22 protein-coding genes and 1 pseudogene are annotated in these 21,049 nt (G+C 69.8%); 6 read left to right on the forward strand and 17 right to left on the reverse strand.

Annotation, left to right across the window (positions count from 1 at the left end; translation table 11 throughout):
* The 3 genes from VE172_RS17670 to VE172_RS17680 all read right to left on the reverse strand — a co-directional run.
* Positions 1-517 (reverse strand): creatininase family protein (locus VE172_RS17670; RefSeq protein ID WP_324803272.1); only part of this gene is annotated, 517 nt, incomplete at its 3' end.
* Positions 518-623: 106 nt separating this feature from the next.
* Positions 624-1,256, reverse strand: a complete 633-nt coding sequence (locus tag VE172_RS17675; protein WP_324803273.1) for a class I SAM-dependent methyltransferase — start codon at positions 1,254-1,256, stop codon at positions 624-626.
* A 72-nt stretch (positions 1,257-1,328) separates the two neighbouring features.
* Complete coding sequence (locus VE172_RS17680) at positions 1,329-1,877, reverse strand: DinB family protein (RefSeq protein ID WP_324803274.1); 549 nt, start codon at positions 1,875-1,877, stop codon at positions 1,329-1,331.
* Between the two features lie 59 nt (positions 1,878-1,936).
* Between VE172_RS17680 and VE172_RS17685 the strand changes: the two genes are divergently transcribed.
* A complete protein-coding gene (locus VE172_RS17685; protein WP_324803275.1) occupies positions 1,937-2,884 on the forward strand; it encodes a helix-turn-helix transcriptional regulator in 948 nt (315 codons plus the stop codon).
* On the opposite strand, the gene VE172_RS17690 is transcribed toward VE172_RS17685, so the two are convergent.
* The 11 genes from VE172_RS17690 to VE172_RS17740 form a co-directional block, all read right to left on the reverse strand.
* On the reverse strand, positions 2,879-3,805 hold the full coding sequence (locus VE172_RS17690) for a hypothetical protein (RefSeq protein WP_324803276.1): 927 nt from the start codon (positions 3,803-3,805) through the stop codon (positions 2,879-2,881). The two genes, VE172_RS17685 and VE172_RS17690, sit on opposite strands and share 6 nt — an antisense overlap.
* Before the next feature lie 53 nt (positions 3,806-3,858).
* Positions 3,859-4,377 (reverse strand): SigE family RNA polymerase sigma factor, encoded by a 519-nt coding sequence (locus VE172_RS17695; protein ID WP_324803277.1) that lies wholly within the window; start codon positions 4,375-4,377, stop codon positions 3,859-3,861.
* Between the two features lie 74 nt (positions 4,378-4,451).
* Positions 4,452-5,858, reverse strand: a complete 1,407-nt coding sequence (locus VE172_RS17700) for a sulfatase-like hydrolase/transferase (protein ID WP_324803278.1) — start codon at positions 5,856-5,858, stop codon at positions 4,452-4,454.
* An 8-nt stretch (positions 5,859-5,866) separates the two neighbouring features.
* Complete coding sequence (locus tag VE172_RS17705; protein WP_349258440.1) at positions 5,867-6,682, reverse strand: carbohydrate ABC transporter permease; 816 nt, start codon at positions 6,680-6,682, stop codon at positions 5,867-5,869.
* 25 nt (positions 6,683-6,707) lie between these two features.
* Positions 6,708-7,547, reverse strand: a complete 840-nt coding sequence (locus tag VE172_RS17710; protein ID WP_324803280.1) for a carbohydrate ABC transporter permease — start codon at positions 7,545-7,547, stop codon at positions 6,708-6,710.
* A gap of 30 nt (positions 7,548-7,577) precedes the next feature.
* Positions 7,578-8,864, reverse strand: coding sequence for an ABC transporter substrate-binding protein (locus VE172_RS17715; RefSeq protein WP_324803281.1), 1,287 nt, complete (start codon positions 8,862-8,864; stop codon positions 7,578-7,580).
* 25 nt (positions 8,865-8,889) lie between these two features.
* Positions 8,890-9,927, reverse strand: a complete 1,038-nt coding sequence (locus tag VE172_RS17720; protein ID WP_324803282.1) for a LacI family DNA-binding transcriptional regulator — start codon at positions 9,925-9,927, stop codon at positions 8,890-8,892.
* Between the two features lie 70 nt (positions 9,928-9,997).
* Complete coding sequence (locus VE172_RS17725; protein WP_324803283.1) at positions 9,998-12,019, reverse strand: hypothetical protein; 2,022 nt, start codon at positions 12,017-12,019, stop codon at positions 9,998-10,000.
* A complete protein-coding gene (locus VE172_RS17730) occupies positions 12,016-12,345 on the reverse strand; it encodes a PadR family transcriptional regulator (protein ID WP_324803284.1) in 330 nt (109 codons plus the stop codon). Before VE172_RS17730 ends, VE172_RS17725 begins: the two co-directional genes overlap by 4 nt.
* A 73-nt stretch (positions 12,346-12,418) precedes the next feature.
* Entirely contained in the window at positions 12,419-14,995 is a 2,577-nt protein-coding gene (locus VE172_RS17735; RefSeq protein WP_324803285.1) for a PEP/pyruvate-binding domain-containing protein, read from the reverse strand.
* A gap of 12 nt (positions 14,996-15,007) precedes the next feature.
* The gene (locus VE172_RS17740; protein WP_324803286.1) at positions 15,008-15,469 is read right to left on the reverse strand and encodes a MerR family transcriptional regulator; all 462 of its coding nucleotides are present in this window, start codon (positions 15,467-15,469) and stop codon (positions 15,008-15,010) included.
* Positions 15,470-15,497: 28 nt separating this feature from the next.
* Here VE172_RS17740 and VE172_RS17745 point away from each other — a divergent pair, with 28 nt between their 5' ends.
* On the forward strand, positions 15,498-16,214 hold the full coding sequence (locus VE172_RS17745) for a methyltransferase domain-containing protein (RefSeq protein WP_324803288.1): 717 nt from the start codon (positions 15,498-15,500) through the stop codon (positions 16,212-16,214).
* On the opposite strand, the gene VE172_RS17750 is transcribed toward VE172_RS17745, so the two are convergent.
* Positions 16,211-16,837 carry a TIGR03086 family metal-binding protein gene (locus tag VE172_RS17750; protein ID WP_324803289.1) on the reverse strand — a complete coding sequence of 209 codons (627 nt, stop codon included), beginning with the start codon at positions 16,835-16,837 and terminating at the stop codon, positions 16,211-16,213. The genes VE172_RS17745 and VE172_RS17750 overlap by 4 nt on opposite strands.
* 51 nt (positions 16,838-16,888) lie before the next feature.
* Between VE172_RS17750 and VE172_RS17755 the strand changes: the two genes are divergently transcribed.
* Entirely contained in the window at positions 16,889-17,338 is a 450-nt protein-coding gene (locus VE172_RS17755; protein ID WP_324803290.1) for a MarR family winged helix-turn-helix transcriptional regulator, read from the forward strand.
* Here the strand turns inward: VE172_RS17755 and VE172_RS17760 are convergent.
* Positions 17,319-17,816, reverse strand: a complete 498-nt coding sequence (locus VE172_RS17760) for a MarR family winged helix-turn-helix transcriptional regulator (protein ID WP_324803291.1) — start codon at positions 17,814-17,816, stop codon at positions 17,319-17,321. The two genes, VE172_RS17755 and VE172_RS17760, sit on opposite strands and share 20 nt — an antisense overlap.
* A gap of 71 nt (positions 17,817-17,887) precedes the next feature.
* On the opposite strand from VE172_RS17760, the gene VE172_RS17765 reads away from it, so the two are divergent.
* Positions 17,888-19,180 (forward strand): amidohydrolase family protein, encoded by a 1,293-nt coding sequence (locus tag VE172_RS17765; RefSeq protein ID WP_324803292.1) that lies wholly within the window; start codon positions 17,888-17,890, stop codon positions 19,178-19,180.
* Here VE172_RS17765 and VE172_RS17770 read toward each other — a convergent pair.
* A complete protein-coding gene (locus VE172_RS17770) occupies positions 19,143-19,928 on the reverse strand; it encodes a LysR family transcriptional regulator (RefSeq protein WP_324803293.1) in 786 nt (261 codons plus the stop codon). The genes VE172_RS17765 and VE172_RS17770 overlap by 38 nt on opposite strands.
* Here VE172_RS17770 and VE172_RS17775 point away from each other — a divergent pair.
* Together VE172_RS17775 and VE172_RS17780 are read left to right on the forward strand one after the other, a co-directional pair.
* Positions 19,927-20,159, forward strand: a pseudogene (locus tag VE172_RS17775) (YybH family protein). The gene VE172_RS17770 and the pseudogene VE172_RS17775 overlap by 2 nt on opposite strands.
* Positions 20,160-20,217: 58 nt before the next feature.
* Positions 20,218-21,048 carry an NAD(P)H-binding protein gene (locus tag VE172_RS17780; protein WP_324803296.1) on the forward strand — a complete coding sequence of 277 codons (831 nt, stop codon included), beginning with the start codon at positions 20,218-20,220 and terminating at the stop codon, positions 21,046-21,048.
* Position 21,049: the final 1 nt, after the last annotated feature.

Genomic DNA, 21,049 nt, shown 5'->3' on the forward strand with positions numbered 1-21,049 from the left:
CGGCCATCAACAGCGACGCCTCGAACGCCCCCGCGTGCCCGGGCACCCGCCCGGCGGGGAACGGGCCCTCGGGCGCCAGCGTCCAGTAGCTCGCCGCGCCCAGCACGACGTCGTGACGGTTGATCGCGTCCTTCACCGCCAGGTGGACGCACTCGTCGTTGCCGCCGTGCCCGTTGAGGATGAACACGCGGCGAAACCCGCTGCGCGCGAAGGAGTCGATCAGGTCGCCCAGCATCAGCGCCAGGGTCCGCGAGGACACCGATCCCGCGCAGGCGAACAGGTGATGCGCCGAGTTTCCATAGGGGACGGTGGGTGCCAGGATGATGGGGCGCGGGGTTGTCGACGCGGCGATTCCCGCCTCGGCCACCGATTCGGCCATCGCCGCGTCGGTGCCCAACGGCAGGGCGGGCCCGTGCTGCTCGATCGCGCCGATCGGCAACACCATCACCGCCTCGGGCGCCAGCCGCGCCACCTCCCGCCGGTCGACCGCGGCCAATCGCACCAGATCCTGGGGCATGGATGCGTCACTCCCTTCGAGCTCGGACCGTCCCGCACCCTACCGATCGGCGGCGTCGGGGGCAATGGACGAGATCACCCTTGTCGAACCGGGCGCGACGCCGCCCCTAGGGAGATTCGGGTTTGCGGGCCGCCAGCCGCTCGACCATGCCCTTCTTGAAGCGGCTGTGGCGCTCGATGGTCAGGCCCGCCTCGCGGACCTGCCGGATCGGGCGGCGCCTGAAGTTCTCGTTGCCGAGGCGGACGCTGAAGACCTCGATGAGTGCCTGGACGGCCCGAATCGGCGCCGACGTGCTCACGACGTGATCGCCCAACAGCAGCAGTCCGCCGGGGCGCAGCACCCGCACCATCTCGGCGATCGCCTTCGCCTCGTCGGGCACGGCGCACAGGCCGAAGGTGCACACCACCGTGTCGAACGACGCGTCGGCGAAGTCGAGATGCTCGGCGTCGCCGACCGTCAGGTCCACCGCGAACCCCAGCCGCGCCGCGCGCTTTCGGGCCAGGGCCAGCATGTCGGGGCTCAGATCCATTCCCGTCAATGTGACCTCGACGGGGTACAGGTGCATGTTCAGGCCCGTGCCGATCGCCACCTCGAGCACCTCGCCGCTCGCCTGGTCGCAGATCCACTGTCGAGTGTCGCCGAAGAACTTGCGGTCGGCGAAGGCCATCTTCCTGTCGTACTTCGGGGATTGCTTGTCCCAGTAGCGGCTCAGCTTGGACAATGGTGGTGAGGTCGGCACGGTTGCCCTCGATTCGGCTGCGATGGTGCGCTGGCCACATGATACGGCGCGACCGCGTTGGCGCGGGAGGGCTCAGCGCGGCGGGTCCTCGCCGACCAAACCGTCGATCGACTCGCGGATGAAGTCGGCGTGCCCCGCGTGGCGGGCGTACTCCTCGATCATGTCGATCATGATGCGACGCAGACTCGGCGACCCGCTTCGGGAAGTGAAGGCCGCCAACTGATCCAGGCCGCCGCGCTCCAACGCCTCGGCCACCGCGGCCCGGGATCGGGCCACCGAGGCGTTCCACAGCGCGTACAGCGACTCGGGGGAGTCGGCGGCGGCGGTACGCCACTCCCAGTCGGGGTCGGCCTCGAAATCGACCGCGTCCCACGGCGACGGCGGCGTGCGACCGAGCAGCCTGACGCTGAAGTACTCGTCCTCCACCAGCGCCAGATGCTTGAGCAGGCCGCCCAGGGTCATGGACGACGCGGCTGCGGTGGCGCGCAGCCCCGCGGCGTCCAGTCCCGCGGTCTTCCACGCGAAGATGCGCCGCTGCCGTTCCATCGAGCCGATCAGCGACTCGACCTCGGTGCCCGCCAGCGGGGCCTCGAGGATCTCGGGTTCGTTGTGGTTGGTCATGGCGCCAGAGTCTAGGAGCTATTGCGGACGATCTGCTTCCGAAATGCGAAACTGGGTCGATGGATCACGACGAGAGCCCCACCGCGCGGGCGTTGCTGTTCCTGGAGCTGGTGCAAAACCAGCCCGGGATCACCGCCGAGCGCCTCGCGGCGCGCCTGGGCGTCTCCGATCGCGCCACCCGCCGCTACGCGGGCATCCTGCGCGAGGCGGGCGTCCCGATCGAGTCGACCCGCGGCCCGCACGGCGGCTACCGCATCGGGCGCGGCTTTCGCCTGCCCCCCTTGATGTTCACCACTACCGAGGCGCTCGGCCTGGTGATGTCGGTGGTGGATTCTCCCCGCGGAGCCGACGACCCCGTCGCCAGCGCGCTGGACAAGATGCTGCGGGTCCTGCCCCAACCCATCGCCGCGGTGGCCGAGGCCATGCGCGGCGTCGCCGCGGCGGCCGACACCTCCGTCGTCCCCGACCCCGAGATCACCGCCCGTGTCGTCCAGGCCGCCGCGGCTCGCCAACGCCTGCGACTGTCCTACCGCATCCGTCCACATATGAATCGGGACATGGACGTCGACCCGTGGGCGGTCGTCGTGCGCGGCGGCCGCTGGTACCTGTTGTGCTGGTCCCACACCAAGACCGCGCGCCGCGTGCTGCGCGTCGACAGGGTGGACTCGGTCACCGCCCTCGACGCCACCTTCACCCCGCCGCCCGATCTCGACCCCGCCGAGGCCCTCGAGGAGCACCTGTCCACGGGCTGGCGGCATCGCATCGACATCGTCGTCGACGCCCCTCCCGCGGCCGTCGCCTCGTGGATCCCCCGAAGCCTGGGGCACTGCGATCCCTTGGGCGACAAGCGGACACGCATCACCGCGAGCACGGACGAGCCGGAGTGGTACGCGCGGCAGCTCACCGCCATTCGTGCCCCGTACCGCATCAACGCCCCGGAGGCGTTGCGCCGAGCCGCTCGGGCTGTCGCGCAACGCCTCCACGATGCTTCGGCTGACGTCCTATGAGGTGATGTCACCCTTCGGCAGAGCCGAAGCCACGCCGATCATGTCCTTGAAGGACAGTGCGCGTTCCGCGTTGGCCCCGGGATCGGTGTCCGAACTCAGACTGATCAACACCGCCGATCCGTCCTTGCGGTACATGACCGTCGAATACGCGAAGGTGTGGAGAGTGCCGTCCACGTCGTCCTTGGCGGTCTTGGTGATGTTTTGGACGTCCTCGCCGTGTGGACCCGTCGCGTCCTCGGCATGACAGGTGGTTCTCTCCTGGCCGATGGAACTTCCATTGCAGGAGGCCAGATCCAACGCGTCATGGGTGCGCTTGGTGTATGACCCGCGGGGCATTACCTGGATCTCGAAACCGTTTTTGTGCTTGGCGCCAGGGAATTTCACGAGGGTGCCGCAGCAGGTCGACCAATGGGCGTCACCGCCCTTGCCGTAGTTCTCGAACATGTCCAGCACCGTGCGCGTCGCGATGGGTTTGTACTTGTCAGGGTGTTCCATCAGTTCGGTGTCGTCGACGCCCTTGTACAGGTTTTCGGTGGTACGCATCAAGAAAACGTGTTCGGCTTGCCGCGAGGCAACGGGAACCATATGGCCGCTTTCGTTTTGAACGAACGCCTTGACGCCAGGGAAATGCTCGGTGAGATAGGCCCACAACGCCCTGGAATAGGCCGTGGTCACCTTGTTCGCCTTTCCGTTGTCCTCGTTCTCCCACGTATACGTGGAGTTGGGATCCAAACGCGACTTGTCCTTGCTGTGATCTCCAGGGCCGACATCGTCGCCACCCGCCGACACCATGGACACCACCAACACCACCGCGGCCACGATCACCACGATGGATGCCAATGCTCCACCGCCGCCGATGAGGCGCCGCCTCAGCAGCGCGCGGCGGCTACCCCTCATCACCGATTCGACGTCGATGCCCACGGGCGCCGCCCCTCGCGGCAGCTCGGCGTCGATGTCGTCCTTGATCTCATTGGTCACTGATTCGCTCCTTCGACCTGCGTCGGAATGGGTTTACCGAGCAGGCCGCGCAGCGTCTGCAGTCCGCGCGCGGTCTGGCTCTTGACGGTCCCTTGAGAGCACTTCATGATCTCCGCGGTCTGCTCGACCGACAGGTCCTCCCAGAACCTCAGGACCACGGCCAGCCGTTGCCGCGCGGGAAGCCGCGACAGCGCCTCCAGCATCGCCAACCGCGTGGTCGTCGCCTCCGCGTGGTCGGCCTGCGCCTCCTCAGGCGGCTCCGATGTGGAGCGTTCACGTTGGAATCGAAAGAGCCGCCGCTCGTCGTGCAGCAGGTTGACCACGATGCGCGAGACGTACGCCCGCGGAGTCGAGGAATTGACCCGATGCCAACGCAGGTACAACCTGGTCAGTGCCTTTTGCACCGTGTCTTCGGCGCGTTGCCAATCACGGCAGAGCAGGAACGCGAAGCGGCACAGGTGATCGATGTTGGTCGACACGAACACCTTGAACTCTTGTTCGGATTCTGGATTCATGCGCGCTCTTTCCTTGGAATCGTCACAAGCTCATACGGGTTTAACGCATCGCGGGGTTGCATGACCCGATGGAATCAATCGCGACCGCGCCGACCGCCGAAGTCGATCGGGTCGGCGGCCAGGCGGTGCACGCGCGGATCGACCTCCCGCTGCGGGCGCGACGGCCGCCGCCGCGCGCGATCGATCCTCGCCCCGTCCTCCCCGATGCCGCGCAGCCGACGCAGCAGGCGCTGCCGCAGCGAGTCGGCGACATCGCGATGCGTCTCCAACCCCACCAGGTTGTCCATTTCGTACGGATCGTGACGCAGGTCGTACAGCTCGGTCTCCACGTAGCGCTCGCCGAACGGGTCGTCCCAGGCGTCGGCGTCGGGATCGGCAACGCAATACATCCACCGTTCGGTGCGGATCGCCCGTCCACATTGGGACTCGCTGATCTGGATCAACGCCTCCTCGGGGAATTCGGCGCCCGCGTCGCGCAGCAGCGGCAGCAGGGAATGCCCGTGGGTGGGCGCGCTGGGCGCGATACCCGCGGCATCCAGCAGGGTCACGGGAAGGTCCACGGTGCTGACCGGGCGACCGATCCGGCCCCCCGAATCGAAGCCGGGGCCGCTGATCGCCAACGGCACCCGAATCGATCCGTCGTGGCACGAGCGCTTGTACTCCTCATTGCGGGTCCTGAAGTGACAGCCGTGATCGGAGGTGAACGCCACGATGGTGTCGTCGGACAGGTCGAGGCTCAACAGCGCGTCGTGCAGCCTCCCCAGGCCCTCGTCGACCCGGGCGATCTGGCCCAGATACCCGCCCATGTGCCGGTGGGCGGTGCCGCCGTTGGCCGACAACGTCGCCAGGTCGGGCGGCATCCAGCGCCCCGCGTACCGCTCGGCGTACCCCGTGGGCGCCGGATAGCTGTCCACCTCGTTTTGGTGGTGCGGCTCCATGAGCGACAGGAACAGGAAGAACGGTTCCGCGTGATGCTCGGTGACGTAACGGATCGCCGCGTCGAAGCAGGCATCGGAGCGATACCCCGGCAACAGCGCGGCATGTCCGTTGTGGTCGAACATGATGGTGCGGTACGCGTCGGAGGTGAACTCCAGCAGGTTCGTCCCCAACCAGGACTGGTAGCCCCCGCGCTGCCCCGGCGGCACGGGCTCCGAGTCGGCCAGGTGCCACTTTCCGATGTAGCCGGTGGCGTAGCCGGCGTCTCCGAACTCGGTGGCGAGGGTGGTGGTGTTGTGCGGCAGGCGGATGCCGTTGCGGTGCACCCCGCTGTCCGTGGGGTACCGTCCCGTTTGGAGCGCCGCCCGGGCCGGGGCGCACACCGGTTGCGGGCTGAACGCCAGCGCCGCGTGGGTGCCGTGGTGCGCCATCCGGTCGAAGTGCGGGGTCAGCCCGAGCGGGTTGCCGCCGGCTCCCGTGGTGTCCCAGCGCTGCTGGTCGGTGAGGACGACGATCACATTGGGCCGGGAGTCGGCTCGGTTCATTGCGGTCCTCACTTCAGCCCGGACAGCGTGATGCCCCGGACGAAATAGCGTTGGGTGAACAGGAACAGCAGCGCGGTCGGCACGAACAGGATGATGGACCCGGCCGCGGTGAGGTGCCACAGCGTGAAGTTCTCCTGATTGAACTGGGTCAGGCCGACCGGGATGGTGCGCATGTTCTCGGTCTTGGTGGCCACCAGGGGCCACAGGAATTCGTTCCACTGGAACACGAAGGTGAACAATCCCAGCACCGCCAGGGCCGGTTTCACCTGGGGTAGAACGATTTGCCAGTACACCCGAAGCTCGCCGGCGCCGTCGGCGCGGGCGGCGTCCATCAGGTCGTCGGGAATCGGCTGAATGAACTGTCGCATCAGGAATATCCCGAACGCGTCCATCAGGAACGGGACGATCAGCGCCTGATAGGTGTTGAGCCAGCCCAGGTTCGACATCATGACGAACAGCGGAACCATCCGGATGAAGAACGGCACCATCAGGGTCGCCAACAGCGCGATGAAGAGCGTGTTGCGCAACGGAAACCGGAACTTCGCGAACGCGTACCCGGCCAGCGGATCGAAGATCAGGTGGGCGACGGTGATGGTTCCGGCCACCACCACGCTGTTGAGGATGAAGTCGCCGAACGGCGCCAGCTTGAACAGGGTCGCGTAGTTGTCGAAGCGCGGCGTGTCGGGCCACAGCACCGGGTGGGCCGACAGCGTCTCGGCCTCCGTCTGCAGGGACAGCGACACCACGTACAGCAGCGGCACGATGGTCAGCGCGCACGCGAGCCCCAGCAGGCAGTAGGCCACCACCCGGGTGGTGCCGGACATCCGATCGTTCACCGTCGATCTCCTCTCAGTATTGGATCTCGCCGCGCCGCGCGGCCCGCAGCTGGCCGATGGTGACCGCGATGATCACGACGAGCATGAGCACGGCCAGGGCGTCGGCGTAACCGAAGTCGCGCGAGTGGATCGCCACGTTGAACACGTGAAAGATGTACAGGTCGGTCTTGCCCGCCGGGCCGCCGCCGGTGATGATGTACGCCTGCCCGAAGGCCTGGAGCCCGCCGATCACCGTCATCACCGACACGAACAGCGTGGTGGGCGTCAGCAGCGGCAGGGTGATGCGCCAGAACCGTTGCCACGCACCGGCACCGTCGAGGCGCGCGGCCTCCTGGTACTCGTCGGGAATGCCCTGCAGCCCGGCGAGGAACAGCACCATCGTGTAGCCGACGTTGTGCCACAGGGTCACCGCGATGATCGTCGCCAGCGGATGCGTGGTGAGCCACTGCTGATGCGGCAGACCCAGGCCGTCCAGGCACCGGTTGAGGATGCCCAGGTCCGGGTCGAGGATGTTGCGCCACAACAAACCCACGATCGCCACCGACGTCAGGTACGGCACCAGCAGGATCGCGCGGATCAGCGTGCGCCCGGGCAGTTGGCGGTCCAGCAGCACCGCCAGCCCCAGCCCGCACACGATCGATCCGACGGTGGTGCCCACCGCGAACAGCAGCGTGACGACGAAGGCGTTGCGCGCGTCCGGATCGGTGAACGCCCTGGTGTAGTTGCCCACGCCGTTGTACACATTGGCCTGTGGCCCGGTGTTGAGCGAGTTGACCAGGGCGTTGCCGATCGGCAGATAGAACAACACGGCGAAGAACAGCAACGCCGGTGCCAGGAACATCAGCGCGGTCATCGAACGCCTGCGCCGCAACGACACCGGGCATCATCCCCTGACCAGGTCGCCGGCGGCGCTCACAAAGGATTTCACGGCGGCATCGGGGGCCTTGTCGTCGATGACGACGCTTTGATACAGCTTCTTGTACAGGTCGTTGATGTCGCCGCTCTTTCCGGTGAGCGAGACGTCGTCGCCGTAGTCGACGGCGTAGCCGAACGCGTCGGCGAAGGGTTTGGCCTTGGGGTCGTCGCGCACCTGCGCGCCCTTGGCCCACGACAGCCGCGGCATCAACATGCCGGTCTCCTTGGTCGCGGCCCTCTCCACCTTCAGGGTGGTGAGGCGCTTGATGAGGTCCCACGCCAGATCGGGGTGCGGGGCCTTCCTGGGAATGAACATATTGGACCCCGCCTGCAGGGTCGACCGCTGCTTTCCCTTCAGCGCGGGCGCGATGCCGAGGTCGAGATCGGGGCTGGACTCGGCGATCGGACCCAGATCCCACGGCCCGGTGAGGATCATCGCGGCCCGCCCCGCCGACAGCAGCTTCTGGGGTCCCGAGTAGTCGGTGCCGGGGGTCGGCACCGGCGACACCTTGTGCCTGTGCACCAGGTCGCGCTGGAACGCCAGCGCCTCGATCGCGGCGTCGTGCGGGTGGAGGAAGTCCTTGCCGTCGGGGTCGAAGTAGCGGACGCCGTTTTGCAGCATCCACGGCCAGCTGTACGTGTAGTCCTGGTTGAGGGCGATGCCGTGAACGTCGCCGGAGGTGAGCTTCTTGGCCACGTCCAGCAGTTCGTCCCACGTGGTGGGCGGCCTCACGTTGGCCTTCTTGAACAGCGCGCGATTGTAGAACAGCAGTGAGCAGGTGAGGTGGAGCTGGATGCCGTACGTCTTGCCGTGGTACGCGTTGTGCTTGCGGGTGCGTTCCTGCCAGTCCTTCGGGTAACCCATGTCCTCGCCGTCGTCGGCGATATAGGACTCAAGGGACAGTGCGTCGCCGCTGACGGCGAACTCCCTCACCCACCCGCCCGGCGTCTCCACCAGGTCGGGGGCGTGGCCGGATTGCATGTCGGACAACAGTTGCGTGCGCAGGTCGTCCCACTGGAACTTCTGCAGGTTGACGGTGATGCCGTGATCGGACTCGAACGTGTCGATCACGTCCTTGTAGGCGGCGTATCCGTGGCCGGCGTTCCAGTACACGGTGAAGTCGCCGGAGTCGCCGCCACCGGGCGCACCGGCGCACGACGCCAGTCCGGCGGTCGCGCCGGCGACGCCGGTGAGCCCGGCGAGGCGAAGCAGGGTACGGCGGGGGAGGGGATCGGATGGGAGCGGGGGAGTCATGATCATCCCTTCGAAGGTGGACGGTTCAGGCCGAGCCGCGGCGAATGAACGTCCAGTCGGTGGTGATGGTGCGCCCGGGTAGCTGTTGCCCGGAAGCGATGCGGGAGAACAACATCCGCACCGCCGGGGAGTAGTCCAATCGCGAGGGACCCACGGTGGTCAGCGGCGGGTTGGTGATGAGGCCGTCGGGCAGGTTGCCCGACCCGACCACGGCGAGGTCGCGCGGCACCGACAGCCCGGCGTCGCGGGCGGCCCAGATGGCGCTGATGGCGGCGCGATCCGACGCCACGAACACCGCGTCCGGCGGAGCCGAAAGGGCGAGCAGCGCCTTCACCGCCCGATACCCCTCGACCCGATCGTCGGCGCCGGCGACCACGAGACTCTCATCGGCGTCCAGGCCATGCCGCGCCACCGCCGACCGGTAGGCGCCGTAGCGTTCGCTGCGGTAGGTGCCGTCGAAGTCGCCGCGGTGCCCGACGAAGGCGATCCGCCGTCGTCCACTGTCGACCAGGTGCCGCAGCGCCCGCTCGCAGGCGGCGGTCTCCGGGAAACGCGACACGTCGAATCCGGACGCCTCCACATGGTTGCCCAGCACCACGAGCGGAAACGCGCTGGCGGCCAGGGATTCCAGGGACAGCTCGGCGAGCACCCGGTCGCCGGTGGCGATGAGCGCCCCGTCGGCGATGCCCTGCCGCAGCGACTCGATGGCCTTGCGCGCCCGGTCGGCGTCGCCGGCCACCATGGTGACGACGCCGTACTCCGCCGCGTCGGCGACGGCGTGCAGGTCCTCGGCGAGCTTGTCGTAGGTCGGCACGCCGATCGAACCCACCACGAGGCAGACCCGCTGGGTGCGGCGCCTGCGCAGGTCCCGCGCGGACTGGTTGGGGGCGTAGTTGAGACTGGCGGCGGCGTCCAGCACCCGCTGCCGGGTGGCGTCGCCGACCCTGCGGTCGCGGCGCCCGTTGAGCACGTAGGACACGGTGGCCACCGACACGCCCGCCAGCGCCGCGACATCGCGGGACGTCGGCTTGGGTCGATGGGATTCGCGCGTCGGCTCGGCCACGGTTATACGTTTAACCATTCGGCGACGTCTGTCAATACATGCGGGCGCCAATCCTTGAATCCCGGCCCGCTCAGCCGGGACTGGCCTCCGCAACCGTGGTCGGCGAGGAGCTCGGCCAAGAGCGCGGCGAGCGGACCATCCGGAACGCCGTCACCACCGCGCACGTCACGGCGAGGATGAACATGCCGGGAAGCACCGCGCCACCGTCGGCGGGGTATCCCGCGCCCTGTAGCCGCATGAGGGGAGCGGCGATCAGGAACGACAGCGTGATCCCGAAGACCAGGATCGCGGCGAGGGTGACGGCCACCCCGGTCAGCCCGATGAGGCCCCAGATCACGGCCGCCGTCGCCGGACGGCGCACCCGCTCCCACCAGATCACCGCCACCGTGTACACCGAGAACGGCACGCACAGGAATGCGCCGAACGCGCCCATGTTGAACGCACCCAGGTTGAAGCGCTCAAATATGTCGATGACCGCCGTGCCCGATGCCGCGCCCGCGGCGCCCAACAGCACCACCGGGATGGCCAGCACCAGGTAGGTGTCGCGGGTTCGGGTTTGGCGACGGCGCGCCGCCTGCGCGCAGACTCCGGCGATGGCCGCCATCGTCACCGTGATCGTGGTGGTGGAGGCCGGAAACACCACGGGTGCCGCCGAACCCTCCGGTTTGGACGACTGCACGAGGATCACCGGTGCGCACATCGCCGCGGTGACGGCGATTCCGATGTAGGCACGGCGAACCCGAGCGGCATCGGGTGGCGCGATCTGAAGGGTGCGGCCCAGCCACCACGCGGTGGCGACCACGCAACCGCCGATGGCCACGGCTCCCACCAGCCCGCGCCAGCCCTCCCGGTTGGCCGCGTCCATGATGGTGTCGGTGGTCAGCAGGGCGGCCCCGGCCACCGTGGCCGCCGGCATCGGGCGCCCCCGCCCCACCAGCGCCAGGGCCAGTCCCAGGCCGATGACCAGAATGGACGCATGCCGCAGTTCGGAGGCCCAGAACACGAACTGTGACTCGGCGACCATCTCCTGCCGGACCCCCTCGGGGGTGGCATAGGCCAGATCGACGGCCCACACGGCGAGACCGAGAACCACACAGGACAGCCCGACGATCGCGCGGTGGCGTGGGAACTCGCGCCCGGCGACCGACAACGGCGGGCGCGCCACGGACTCGAGTGGGGTGGCTCGGCGGGAAGTGATGGCGTACCACAACACGAACCCCGAGGCGATCACCAAGGGCGCCAACACGTCCATGTTGCTCATGAGCCTGGAGAAGGTGTTGGCCTGGTCGGGATACACCGTCCGGTCGGACGGATCGATCACCAAGGTCGCCGCGATGGTCAGTCCCAGCACCGCCGATCCGGCGAGTGCGGCACCGAGCCGCCCGACACGCGGCCCGCCGCGCCGGGTCAGCGTCACGGCGAGCCACGGCACCGGCCAGAACGCGATCGCCCAGATCAGTGGGGCGTAGAGCCAGGTCCACTTGATGATGACGTTCGGATCGCCGATGAACGGCGATTGGGCGATCGCGTCGACCGCGAGCGCACCCGCGCCGAGGGCGATCGTCGCCACCGCCGCCGACCTGGCGTGGGCGAGCGGGCCGCCCGAGCCGGGGATCAGGGGCAGGCGACGTCCTACAAGGACTCCGAGCCAGCAGAACAGTCCCACCTCGACGGCCAGCACCGTCATTCCGGCCACGATGGACAAGGGCGCGAAGCGGTCGGAGAACCCCGCCCCTGGCGCGGGTGCCGTGGCGGTGATGATGACGTTCGGCAGCATCCAGCCGATAATCCGGCAGATGACCCCCATGCCGAACATCGCGGCGACCGGCCACAGTCGACGGCCGAGACGGGGCAGCAGTTCGCGCCACCCCCGGGGGACGCGGTTTTCGTCCCCGACGGGAGGGGAGGCGGCCAGGCTGAAGGCGTACCTCAGCTGCGCCCAGGCCCTGCCCGAGCGCGAACGGCCGGAGTCGTGTCGCAGGTAGTAGATCTCGGCACTCCATTCGCGGCGGCGTTCGTCGCGGACGTCGGCGGGCCAGCGCCGGGCGGCGAGCTTCAGGAATTCGTCGGTGAGGCGGTCGATCGCGGTCATGTCGTCTGCGGCTTTCCAACGGGCCCAAGGGTCTGGGACAGGCGGTCACGAAGGGCGGCGATCTGGGTGCGGGCCGCGGCGACGCCTTCGGGGGTGAGGCGGTAGTAGCGCCTGGCCGGGCGCCCTTCCGTCTCCGGGTCGATGTGCTCCCACTCGGCGCGCAGCCATCCGGCCTTCTGCAGCCTCGACAGGATCGGATACAGGGTGCCGCTGGGCAGACCCGACTCGCGCATCAGATCCAGGCCGTAGCGGTCGGCATCGGCGTCGGCCAGGAAGCAGGACAGCACCTGAACGACAGCGGTGGTGACCCTCAATGAAGCAACCATAGACGGAATACTACATAGCCTTAAGCCGAAATGCTACATAGGGGTAGAGGTGCTGATCCGGTGCGACACGGCCCTAGTCGAAGCCGACCGTCCCCGACGTGCCGTCCACCGTGACGCGCTGGCCCGTGGCGATTTCGGACGTGGCGTCGGGAACCCCGACCACGGCGGGGATTCCGTACTCGCGGGCCACCACCGCGCCGTGGGAGTTGGCGCCGCCCATCTCCATCACCAGACCCCCGGCGGTGAGGAACAGCGGGGTCCAGCCCGGGTCGGTGGACGGGGCGACGAGGATCTCGCCGGGTTCCAGATGGGCGCCGACGGGGTCGAGGATGACGCGGGCGGTGGCCGTGACGGTGCCCGCCGAGGCCGGGGTGCCGGTGAGTTGGCCGTCGATGGCGGGTGTGGTGGCGATCGCCTCGGGGTCGGTGCCGTCGGACAGCAGGACGCGGGGGAGGCGCCGGCGGCGCAGTTCGCGGGCGTAGTCCTCGCGGCGCTCGGCCACCAGCGCGCGCAGGTCGGCGTCGCCGCGCAGGTCGGTCAGGGTGGTGAAGAAGACGTCGTCGGCGCGCTCGAGCCTGCCCGCGGCGGCCAGTTCGGCGCCCACCCGGGACAGCTGGGAACGCATGGCGCCCAGGGTTTTGACCAGCCCGAACTTGGGGAGTTCCCGCAGTCCCATGAGGAGCCGGGCGCGGTGGAGGGCGGTGCGCACCAGGCGGCCGCGGACGCGGCCCACCCGCGACGCCAGGGTCGCGATGAGGTCCTCGGCCTCGGCGGCGCCGCGGGCGAACTGGAGATCGGGGGCGAGGGCGGGGTCGTCCAGGCGCAGGTAGTTGGCCAGGACGCCGATGATGTGCGTGGGGTCGTCGGACCAGCGGGGCATGCCGAGGTCGATCTCGGCGACCGCGCGGAACCCGTATGCCTCAAGGAAATCGGACAGGCCCGCCGCCAGCCTCGGCGGCAGCCGGTCGGGGTGGGCGGCCAGTTCGGCGGCGGGTGTCGACAGCAGGGCGTCGCGGGAGCCGGGGTCGTCGCGCAGGTCGGAGGCCAGGCCCCACAGCCGCAGGTCCATTTCGGTGGTGACGTTGTTGGGGAGTCCCCTCAGGACGGCGTCGAGCTCGCTCGGCTCGATGTGGCCGCGCAGCAGGCGATACGCCGCCCCCAGCATCAGGAACCCGGCGGCGGGACCGGGTGCGATGCGGGGCAGGAGCGTCATGGTCCGCTCGTGCAGGGTCCGCTCCACGTAGTCCAGTCGTTCGTCCACCGTGGTCAGCGGGGGCGGGGTCAGGTTGGCCTCCAGGGCCTTCAGCTGGCGTTCGGTGCGGCGAAGCGCCCCGCGCGGGGAGATCACGGCGGCGACGACGTGCGGCGGGACGGCGTAGCGGATCAGGACGCGGGCGATGCGGCGCAGCGCGGGCCAGCGCGAGCGGCTCCTGACCGAGAACTCCTCGCGCGACATCAGGCCGCGCAGCACCACCGCGGACCGGGACTCCATGACGCCCAACACCCTCGGTACGATGGCGCGCCCCAGCGAGCTGCGCAGCGCGGGCGTGGTGTCGATGTAGAGGCGCTGGCCCGCCTCGGCGAACACGGGCGGGCCGTCCAGGGGGTTGGGCACCGGGATGCGCGCCATGCGGGCCACCCCGCTGGCCAGCAGCCGAAACACCGCCATGCCCATGGGCGTGATGGGACGATACAGGCCCTGACCGACCGACAGCGAGAAGAACGCCCGCAGGCCCGGTCTCATGTTGTCGGGCAAGGGATACAGCGTCGTGATCGGGCGCGCCTGGGTGAGCCACAGCTTGCCGTCGGCGTCGACGGCCCATTCGGTGTCCTGCGGGGAGCCGTAGTGCTCCTCGACCCGGGCACCGAGCTCGGCCAGGGCGCGGATCCGGGCGTCGTCGAGACACGCCTGTTCGGCGGAGGTCTCGACGGTGCGGGTGCCGCCGTCGGGCGAGGGGCGGATCGCCAGCCGCTTGTCGCCCAGCCGCCGCTCCACGATCGCGCCGTCGGCGTCGACGACGAAGTGGTCGGGGTTGACGGCGCCGGACACCACCGCCTCGCCGAGGCCCGGGCTGGCGTCGATGACGCTTTGGTGGCGGCGCCCGGTGACGGGGTTGGCCGTGAACATCACCCCGGCGACCTCGGCGTCGACCATGCGCTGGATGACGACGGCCAGCCGCACGCGAGCGTGGTCGATGTCGTTGGCGTCGCGGTAGGCGACCGCCCGGTCGGTCCACAGTGATGCCCAGCAGCGGCGCACCGCTTCGAGCACGGCCTCGGGCCCCACGACGTTGAGGAAGGTGTCCTGCTGCCCGGCGAAGCTGGCGTAGGGGAGATCCTCGGCCGTGGCCGAGGAGCGCACCGCGACCGGGCCGTCGGCGAGGCCGCGGATCGCGTCGGCGAGCTCGGCGGGCACTGCGGCGGCGAGAATCCGTTCGCGGGCGGTGGCGGCCAGCCGCTCGCCCGACAGCGATCCCGGGACGTCGGCGGCCTCGGCGATGCGCTGGTAGGCGGCCGTGGTGACGCAGAATCCGGGCGGGACGGGGAATCCCGCCTTGGTGAGGATGGCGAGGTTCGCGGTCTTGCCGCCGACGGCGTCGAAGTCGTCGTCGGCGATGTCGCTGAAACTCATGACCAGTGGTGTCGACATGGGACAGACTCCTCATCGGTGGCCCACACAGCTTAACTCAACGGACGATGAATTTGTGGGCTCCCGCGGATCGGGTCCGACGAGCGCGGAGACGTTGCGCCGGAAGTGGGGGCAGTCGACGATGTCCTCGGCGCCGCAGTCGACCCCGTGGTCGATCAGGTCCAACGCCGCCCGCATCTCGGCGATGCGGCGGCGCAGGGCGGACTGGTGGCGTCGCAGGATCTCCTTGCGGGTGCCGCCGTCCGGGGCCAGATACAGCTCGCGGATGTCGTCCAGGCTCATCCCGCCGCGCTTGGCGGTGATCACCATCGCGATGCGGTACAGGTCGTCGGCGTCGTAGCGGCGGCGGTCGCCCGAGCGTCTCGGCGCGACCAGTCCCATGGATTCCCAGTGCCGCAAGACATGCGGGGCCAGGTCGAAGCGGGCGGCGGTCTCGCCTATGGTCAGCGTCACATCCAGGGAGCTTGACTTCATGTTGACATTAACTCATAGCCTTCCCGCCATGACCGACATGAGGGAACTGTTGAAACGCCTGGACGCCATGGACGCGCGGCCCGAGGCGCTCGCGCTGCGGGAGCGCGGCTACGAGCGGCTGCGCCTGGAGACGGGGGACTCCGTCGTGGACGTCGGGTGCGGGAGCGGGCGCGCCGCCCACGAGCTGGCCGAGCGGGGCGCCGATTCGCACGGCATAGACCCCAGCCAGGTGATGATCGACGCCGCGCGCTCCCGCTGGTCGAACGTGGAGTTCCGCGTCGCCGCGGCCGAGCGCCTCCCGTTCGGCGACGGCGAACTCGCCGGCTATCGCGTCGACAAGGTGCTGCACGCCGTGGACGACCCGTCCGCGGCGATCGTCGAGGCGCGGCGGGTGCTGCGGCCCGGCGGCCGCGCGGTGTTGATCGGGCAGGACTGGGACCTGCTGGCCATCGACGCCGACGACCACGACATGACGCGTCGCGTGGTGCGGGCCCGCGCCGCCGCGATGCCCTCGCCGAACGTCGCGCGCGGCTACGGCAACCTGCTGCGCGACAACGGTTTCACCGGCGTGACGGTCGAGGTGCACACGGTGTTTCCCCCGGTGGAGGCCATCGTGGGCAGCCTCGGCCAGACCGCCGACGAGGTCCCCGGCGCCTCGCGATGGCTCGACGAGCAACGCGAACGCGCCGCGAGCGGTCGGATGTTCGTGGCGATGCCGGTGTTCCTGGCCGCCGGAACCCGCTAGGGCCGCCAGCGCGGGTCGCGGCCGAGGGTCGCCAGGATGTCGTCGAGGACGGTCGCCTCGGCCGGGCGAGGGAGCTCGGGCCCGAAAGCGGCCGTGGGGGACAGGCGGGCATCGCCGCCGGGCACCGCCCTCGCCACGACCAGCGCGGCGTCGAGCAGCCCCGCCGGGAACCGCACGTCGCGGCCCAGCGCACGGGCGACGTCCCAGGAGTGCACCACGTAGTCGACGAAGTGGAAGCTGATCGCCTGGGCGGCGGGGAACCTCCACTCGGGGTGGATCTCGGGCAGCGCGAACGCGCGGTCGGCGATGTCCGGCGCGGCGAAGGCCTCCTGGACGGCCTCGGCGGCGGCGCGGTAGTCGCCGACGGGGTCGGCGCCCGAGGGCCGGGTCCGCCACACGTCGGCGTCGGTTTCGCCGCGCGAGGCCGCGGCGAAACCGCGATGCTGGGTCGTCATGTGCGCCAGCAGGTCCCGCAGGCTCCATGCCGCGCACGGGGTCGGTCGATCGAGGTCGGCGTCCGTGGCGTCGGCGACCGCGCGCACGCTGGCCGCCACGGCGACCGCGTCGAAGGCGGCGAGGACGGCAGCGTCGGGGAGTGGCGGACGAGGGTTAATCGTAGGCATGAATAGATTATAAGCATGTGCGTATGATCTGCCTACGGGTATTTTGTCGGAATGACGGACGAAGCCCGCCGCGACCTCGCCGCGATGCTGCATCCCCTGCTGCGCTCGCTGATCGCCGCCGAGCTGCCCGTGCTGGAGGCGCACGGCATCTCGATGTGGGCCTACAGCGTCCTGCTGGCGCTGCGCGACAGCCCGGTGCGCACCCAGGCGGCGCTGGCGGAGGCGATCGGCGCCGACAAGACCCGGATCATCTCCACACTCGACGAACTCCAGGACGCGGAGTTGATCTCGCGGCAACAGGACCCCGACGATCGGCGGGTGCGGCTGCTGGCGATCACCGACGCCGGCCGCCGCCGCTGCGGCGCCGTGCAGGCGGCCATTCAGTCCAATGAGGAGCGCGTCCTGGCGACGCTGCCCGCCGCCGATCGGCGGGCGTTCCTGCGCGCGGTGCGGGCGTTGTCGTGTCTGCCCCGCGAGGAGATCACCGGCGCTCGAGGATGATGAGCGCCTCGCGCAGCAGGTCGGTGAGCTTCTGGGTGGCCGCGGGCGACAGCGGTTCGATGAGGGCCCCCTGCGCCTCGGCCGCCCCCTTCGCCAGGGTCTCCGACAGTGACACGCCCCTGGGCGTCAGCTGCACCCAGGAGCTGCGGCGGTCGGCGGGGTCGGGCTCGCGGGTCACCAGGCCGTTGTCCGCCAAGCGAATCAGGACGTTGCTGATGCCGCCGGTCGTGATGACCAGGTACTTCGACAGCGCGCCGGGCTTGAGCCGGTAGGGCGCGCCCGCCGCGCGCAGCGTGGCCAGCACCGCGTACTCCACCTTGGTGACGCCGTGCTCGCTCAGCAGCGGATCGAGCGCCTGGTTGAACAGGTCGGCGAGCTTGTGGACGCGCTTGCCCAGGCCGAGCTGCGGACCGGCCGCCTCGGGAAGCTCGGTCCGCCACGCGGCCACGATGTCGTCGACCTGGTCCCGCTCCACCATGGTGCCAGGATACGAGGCGTCGTAAAGCTTTAGGAAAAGCTTTTAGAAAAGCATTGTGTTAAGGTAAATTCATGCCGAAAACCCTGATCGCCGGAGGCGACGTCATCGACACCGCCGACGGTGCCCGCGTCCTGCCCGGAACCGACGTCCTGATCGACGGAGACACCATCGCCGCCGTCGGCCCCGGCCTGGACGCCTTCGACGCCGAGGTCCTGGACGCCAAGGGATGCCTGGTGCTTCCCGGCTTTGTGGACACTCACCGACACACCTGGCAGACGCCCCTGCGCGGGCTCATGGCCACCGGCACCCTCGCCGAATACCGCCGCCGGGTCCTCAACGTCGTCGGCCCCCGATACCGCCCCGCCGACGTCTACGCGGGCACCCTCGCCGGCGCCCTGGAGTGCCTGGACGCCGGGATCACCACCCTGGTCGACTGGGCGCACGTGCAAAACACCCCCGACCACGGCGACGCCTCGGTGGCCGCCCTGCGCGACTCCGGCATCCGCGCGGTGTTCGCCCACAGCTTCGGGCTGCCGCTCGCCGAGCCCGCGCCCCATCCCGCCGACGCCCGCCGCATCAGGCAAACCCACCTCCCCACCGACTCCGGGCTGGTCTCGATGGCGCTGGGCATCCGCGGACCCCAGTACGGCCCCGCGGGCATCGCCGCCGACGACATCCGCCTCGCCCGCGACCTCGGCTGCCGCGTCACCGTGCACGTCCACACCGACGATGCCGTCCGGGCCCTGCACGACCACGGCGTGCTCGGCGACGACATCACCTTCGTCCACGGCGACCACCTCGGCGACACCGCGGCGGTCCTGATCGCCGAATCCGGTGGCACGGCGTCGGTGTCGCCGCCGATCGAGGCCCACCTGTCCATGGGCGTGGCCAACCTCGCGCGGCTATTGCGGCACGGCATCACCGTCGGTCTCAGCGCCGACAGCGTGCTGGCCTCGGCGGGGGACATGTTCACCCAGATGCGGGGCGCACTGTCCAACCTGTGCCTGGCGGGCGCCGGGGCGGGGGCGCCCGAGGTGCTGCGCATGGCCACCATGGACGGCGCGACCGTGGCGGGCCTCGGCGATCGGACGGGTTCGGTGACCGTGGGCAAGCAGGCCGACATCGTGCTGCTGCGCCGCGACACCCTGGGCATGCGCCCGGCGAACGACCCGGTGAGCGCCGTGGTGATGTGTGCCGACAAGTCCGACGTGGACACCGTGATGGTGGCCGGGCGGATCGTCAAACGCCACGGGAGGCTGTGCCACGACGGGCTTTCCAGGGCGCTGCGGCTGTTGGACGAGACCGTCGGTCACCTCGACGCGTCCGTCAGGACCTCGGCAGCCGGCGCCGGGCGTGCCGAATGAACGCCTTGGCGGCGGGGCTGTGCGTCGCCGCGTCGCGCCACAGCAGACCGAGGCTTCCCCGCGGGACGGGATCCACGATGGGCACGACGCTCAGCCCGGCGCCGGCCGCCACCGTCGACGACGCGGGAAGGACGGCCACCCCGAGGCCGTGAGCGGCCAGCTCGGCCGCCACCAGGAGATCGCCGACCTCGAACGAGATCCGCGGGGCGAACCCCGCGTCGGCGCGGGCGCGGTCCAGCGCCGTCCACAGTGAGGTCCCGCGCGCCTGGGTGATGAGATCGCGATCCATCAACGCCCCCAACGTGACCCGCTCCGCCGTGGCCAGCAGCGGTTCGACGTACAGCTCCTGGACGCGCGCCCCCTCGGGCGCGGCACCGACCAGGCCCACGATGGCCAGGTCGAGTCGGCCCGCCGGCACGTCCGCGGTCAGGGCGTCGGAGTACCCCGTGGACAGTGCGATGTCGACGCTCGGGTGCTCGCGGCGGAAGTCGGCCAACAGCCCGGTCAGGTCCAGGGCGTGTGCCGTCACCGTGCCGACGGCGATGTGTCCGCGGGTGAGCCCGGCGAACGCGTCCACGGTGTGGCGCACGGCCCGCGCCCCCTCCAGGGCCGCGCGGGCGTGCGGGAGGACGGCCCGCCCCACCTCGGTGAGCCGCGGCTGCCGTCCCGAACGGTCCAGCAGGGGCTGGCCGAGTTCGCGTTCCAGTTGCCGCAGTTGGGAACTCACCCCCGGCTGGGAGAACGCCATGACCGCCCAGGCTCGCCACCCCGAGGACCTCGCCCGCCTGTTCGTCGAGCGCGCCAATGCCGCCGACGCCAAGGGAATGTCCGAACTGTACGAACCCGAAGCCGTTCTGGCATTCCCGCCGGGCGGACACACCGTGGGCCGCGACGCGATCCGCGTGGGGTCCAGGTGGTGCGGCGCCAGCCGGACGGCACCTGGCCGCGCGTCATCGACCTTCCCGAAATCCGCTCTTGAATTCGGGCTACGCAAGGATAGTGTTAGGTCACAATCTGGTCGATGAAGGCAGGTGCACATGATCTTGGTAACGGGCGCGACCGGCAACGTCGGCTCCGCATTGGTACGCCAGCTCGCCGACGGACATGTCCCCGTGCGGGCGCTGGTGCGCGATCCCGCGCGCGCCAAGCTGCCCGACGCGGCCGAGCCCTACACCGGAGATCTCAACGAGCCCGACACCCTGAAGGCGGGTCTGGACGGGGTTGACGGCGTGTTCCTGCTGGCGGGCTACGACGACCTGCCCGTCACCCTCGACCTGATGCGCCAGGCGGGCGTCAAGCGCGTCGTGCTGCTGTCGGGCGGCGCGGCGACATCGTCCAATCGCGACAATCCGATCACCAGGTACCAGACCGCCTCGGAGGCCGACGTCCAGGGATCGGGTCTGTCGTGGACGATCCTGCGGCCCTCGGGCTTCATGACCAACACCATGCAATGGGCCGAGCAATTGAAGGCGGGCGACCGGGTGCGCGCCCCGTTCGCCGACGTGCGGGTCGCCAATATCGACCCGTACGACATCGCCGCGGTCGCCGCCCGGGCCCTGACCTCGGACGGCCACGATGGACAGACCTATCGCCTGACCGGGCCGCAGTCGCTGCTGCCGTCCGATCGGGCGCAGATCCTCGGCGAGGCGCTCGGCCGCGACCTGGGCTTCGAGGCCCAGCCCCACGACGAGGCGTACGCCGAGATGGCCGCGGCGATGCCCGTGGAGTACGCGAACGCGTTCTTCAGCTTCTATCAGGACGGCACGCTGGACGAATCCCCGGTGAGCGACGCGGTGCCGCGGGTGCTGGACCGTCCGGGCCGGACATTCGCGCACTGGTGCCGAGAGAACGCCGGCGCTTTCGCCTGAG

Source organism: Stackebrandtia sp. (genome assembly GCF_035643755.1).
Classification (GTDB): domain Bacteria; phylum Actinomycetota; class Actinomycetes; order Mycobacteriales; family Micromonosporaceae; genus Stackebrandtia.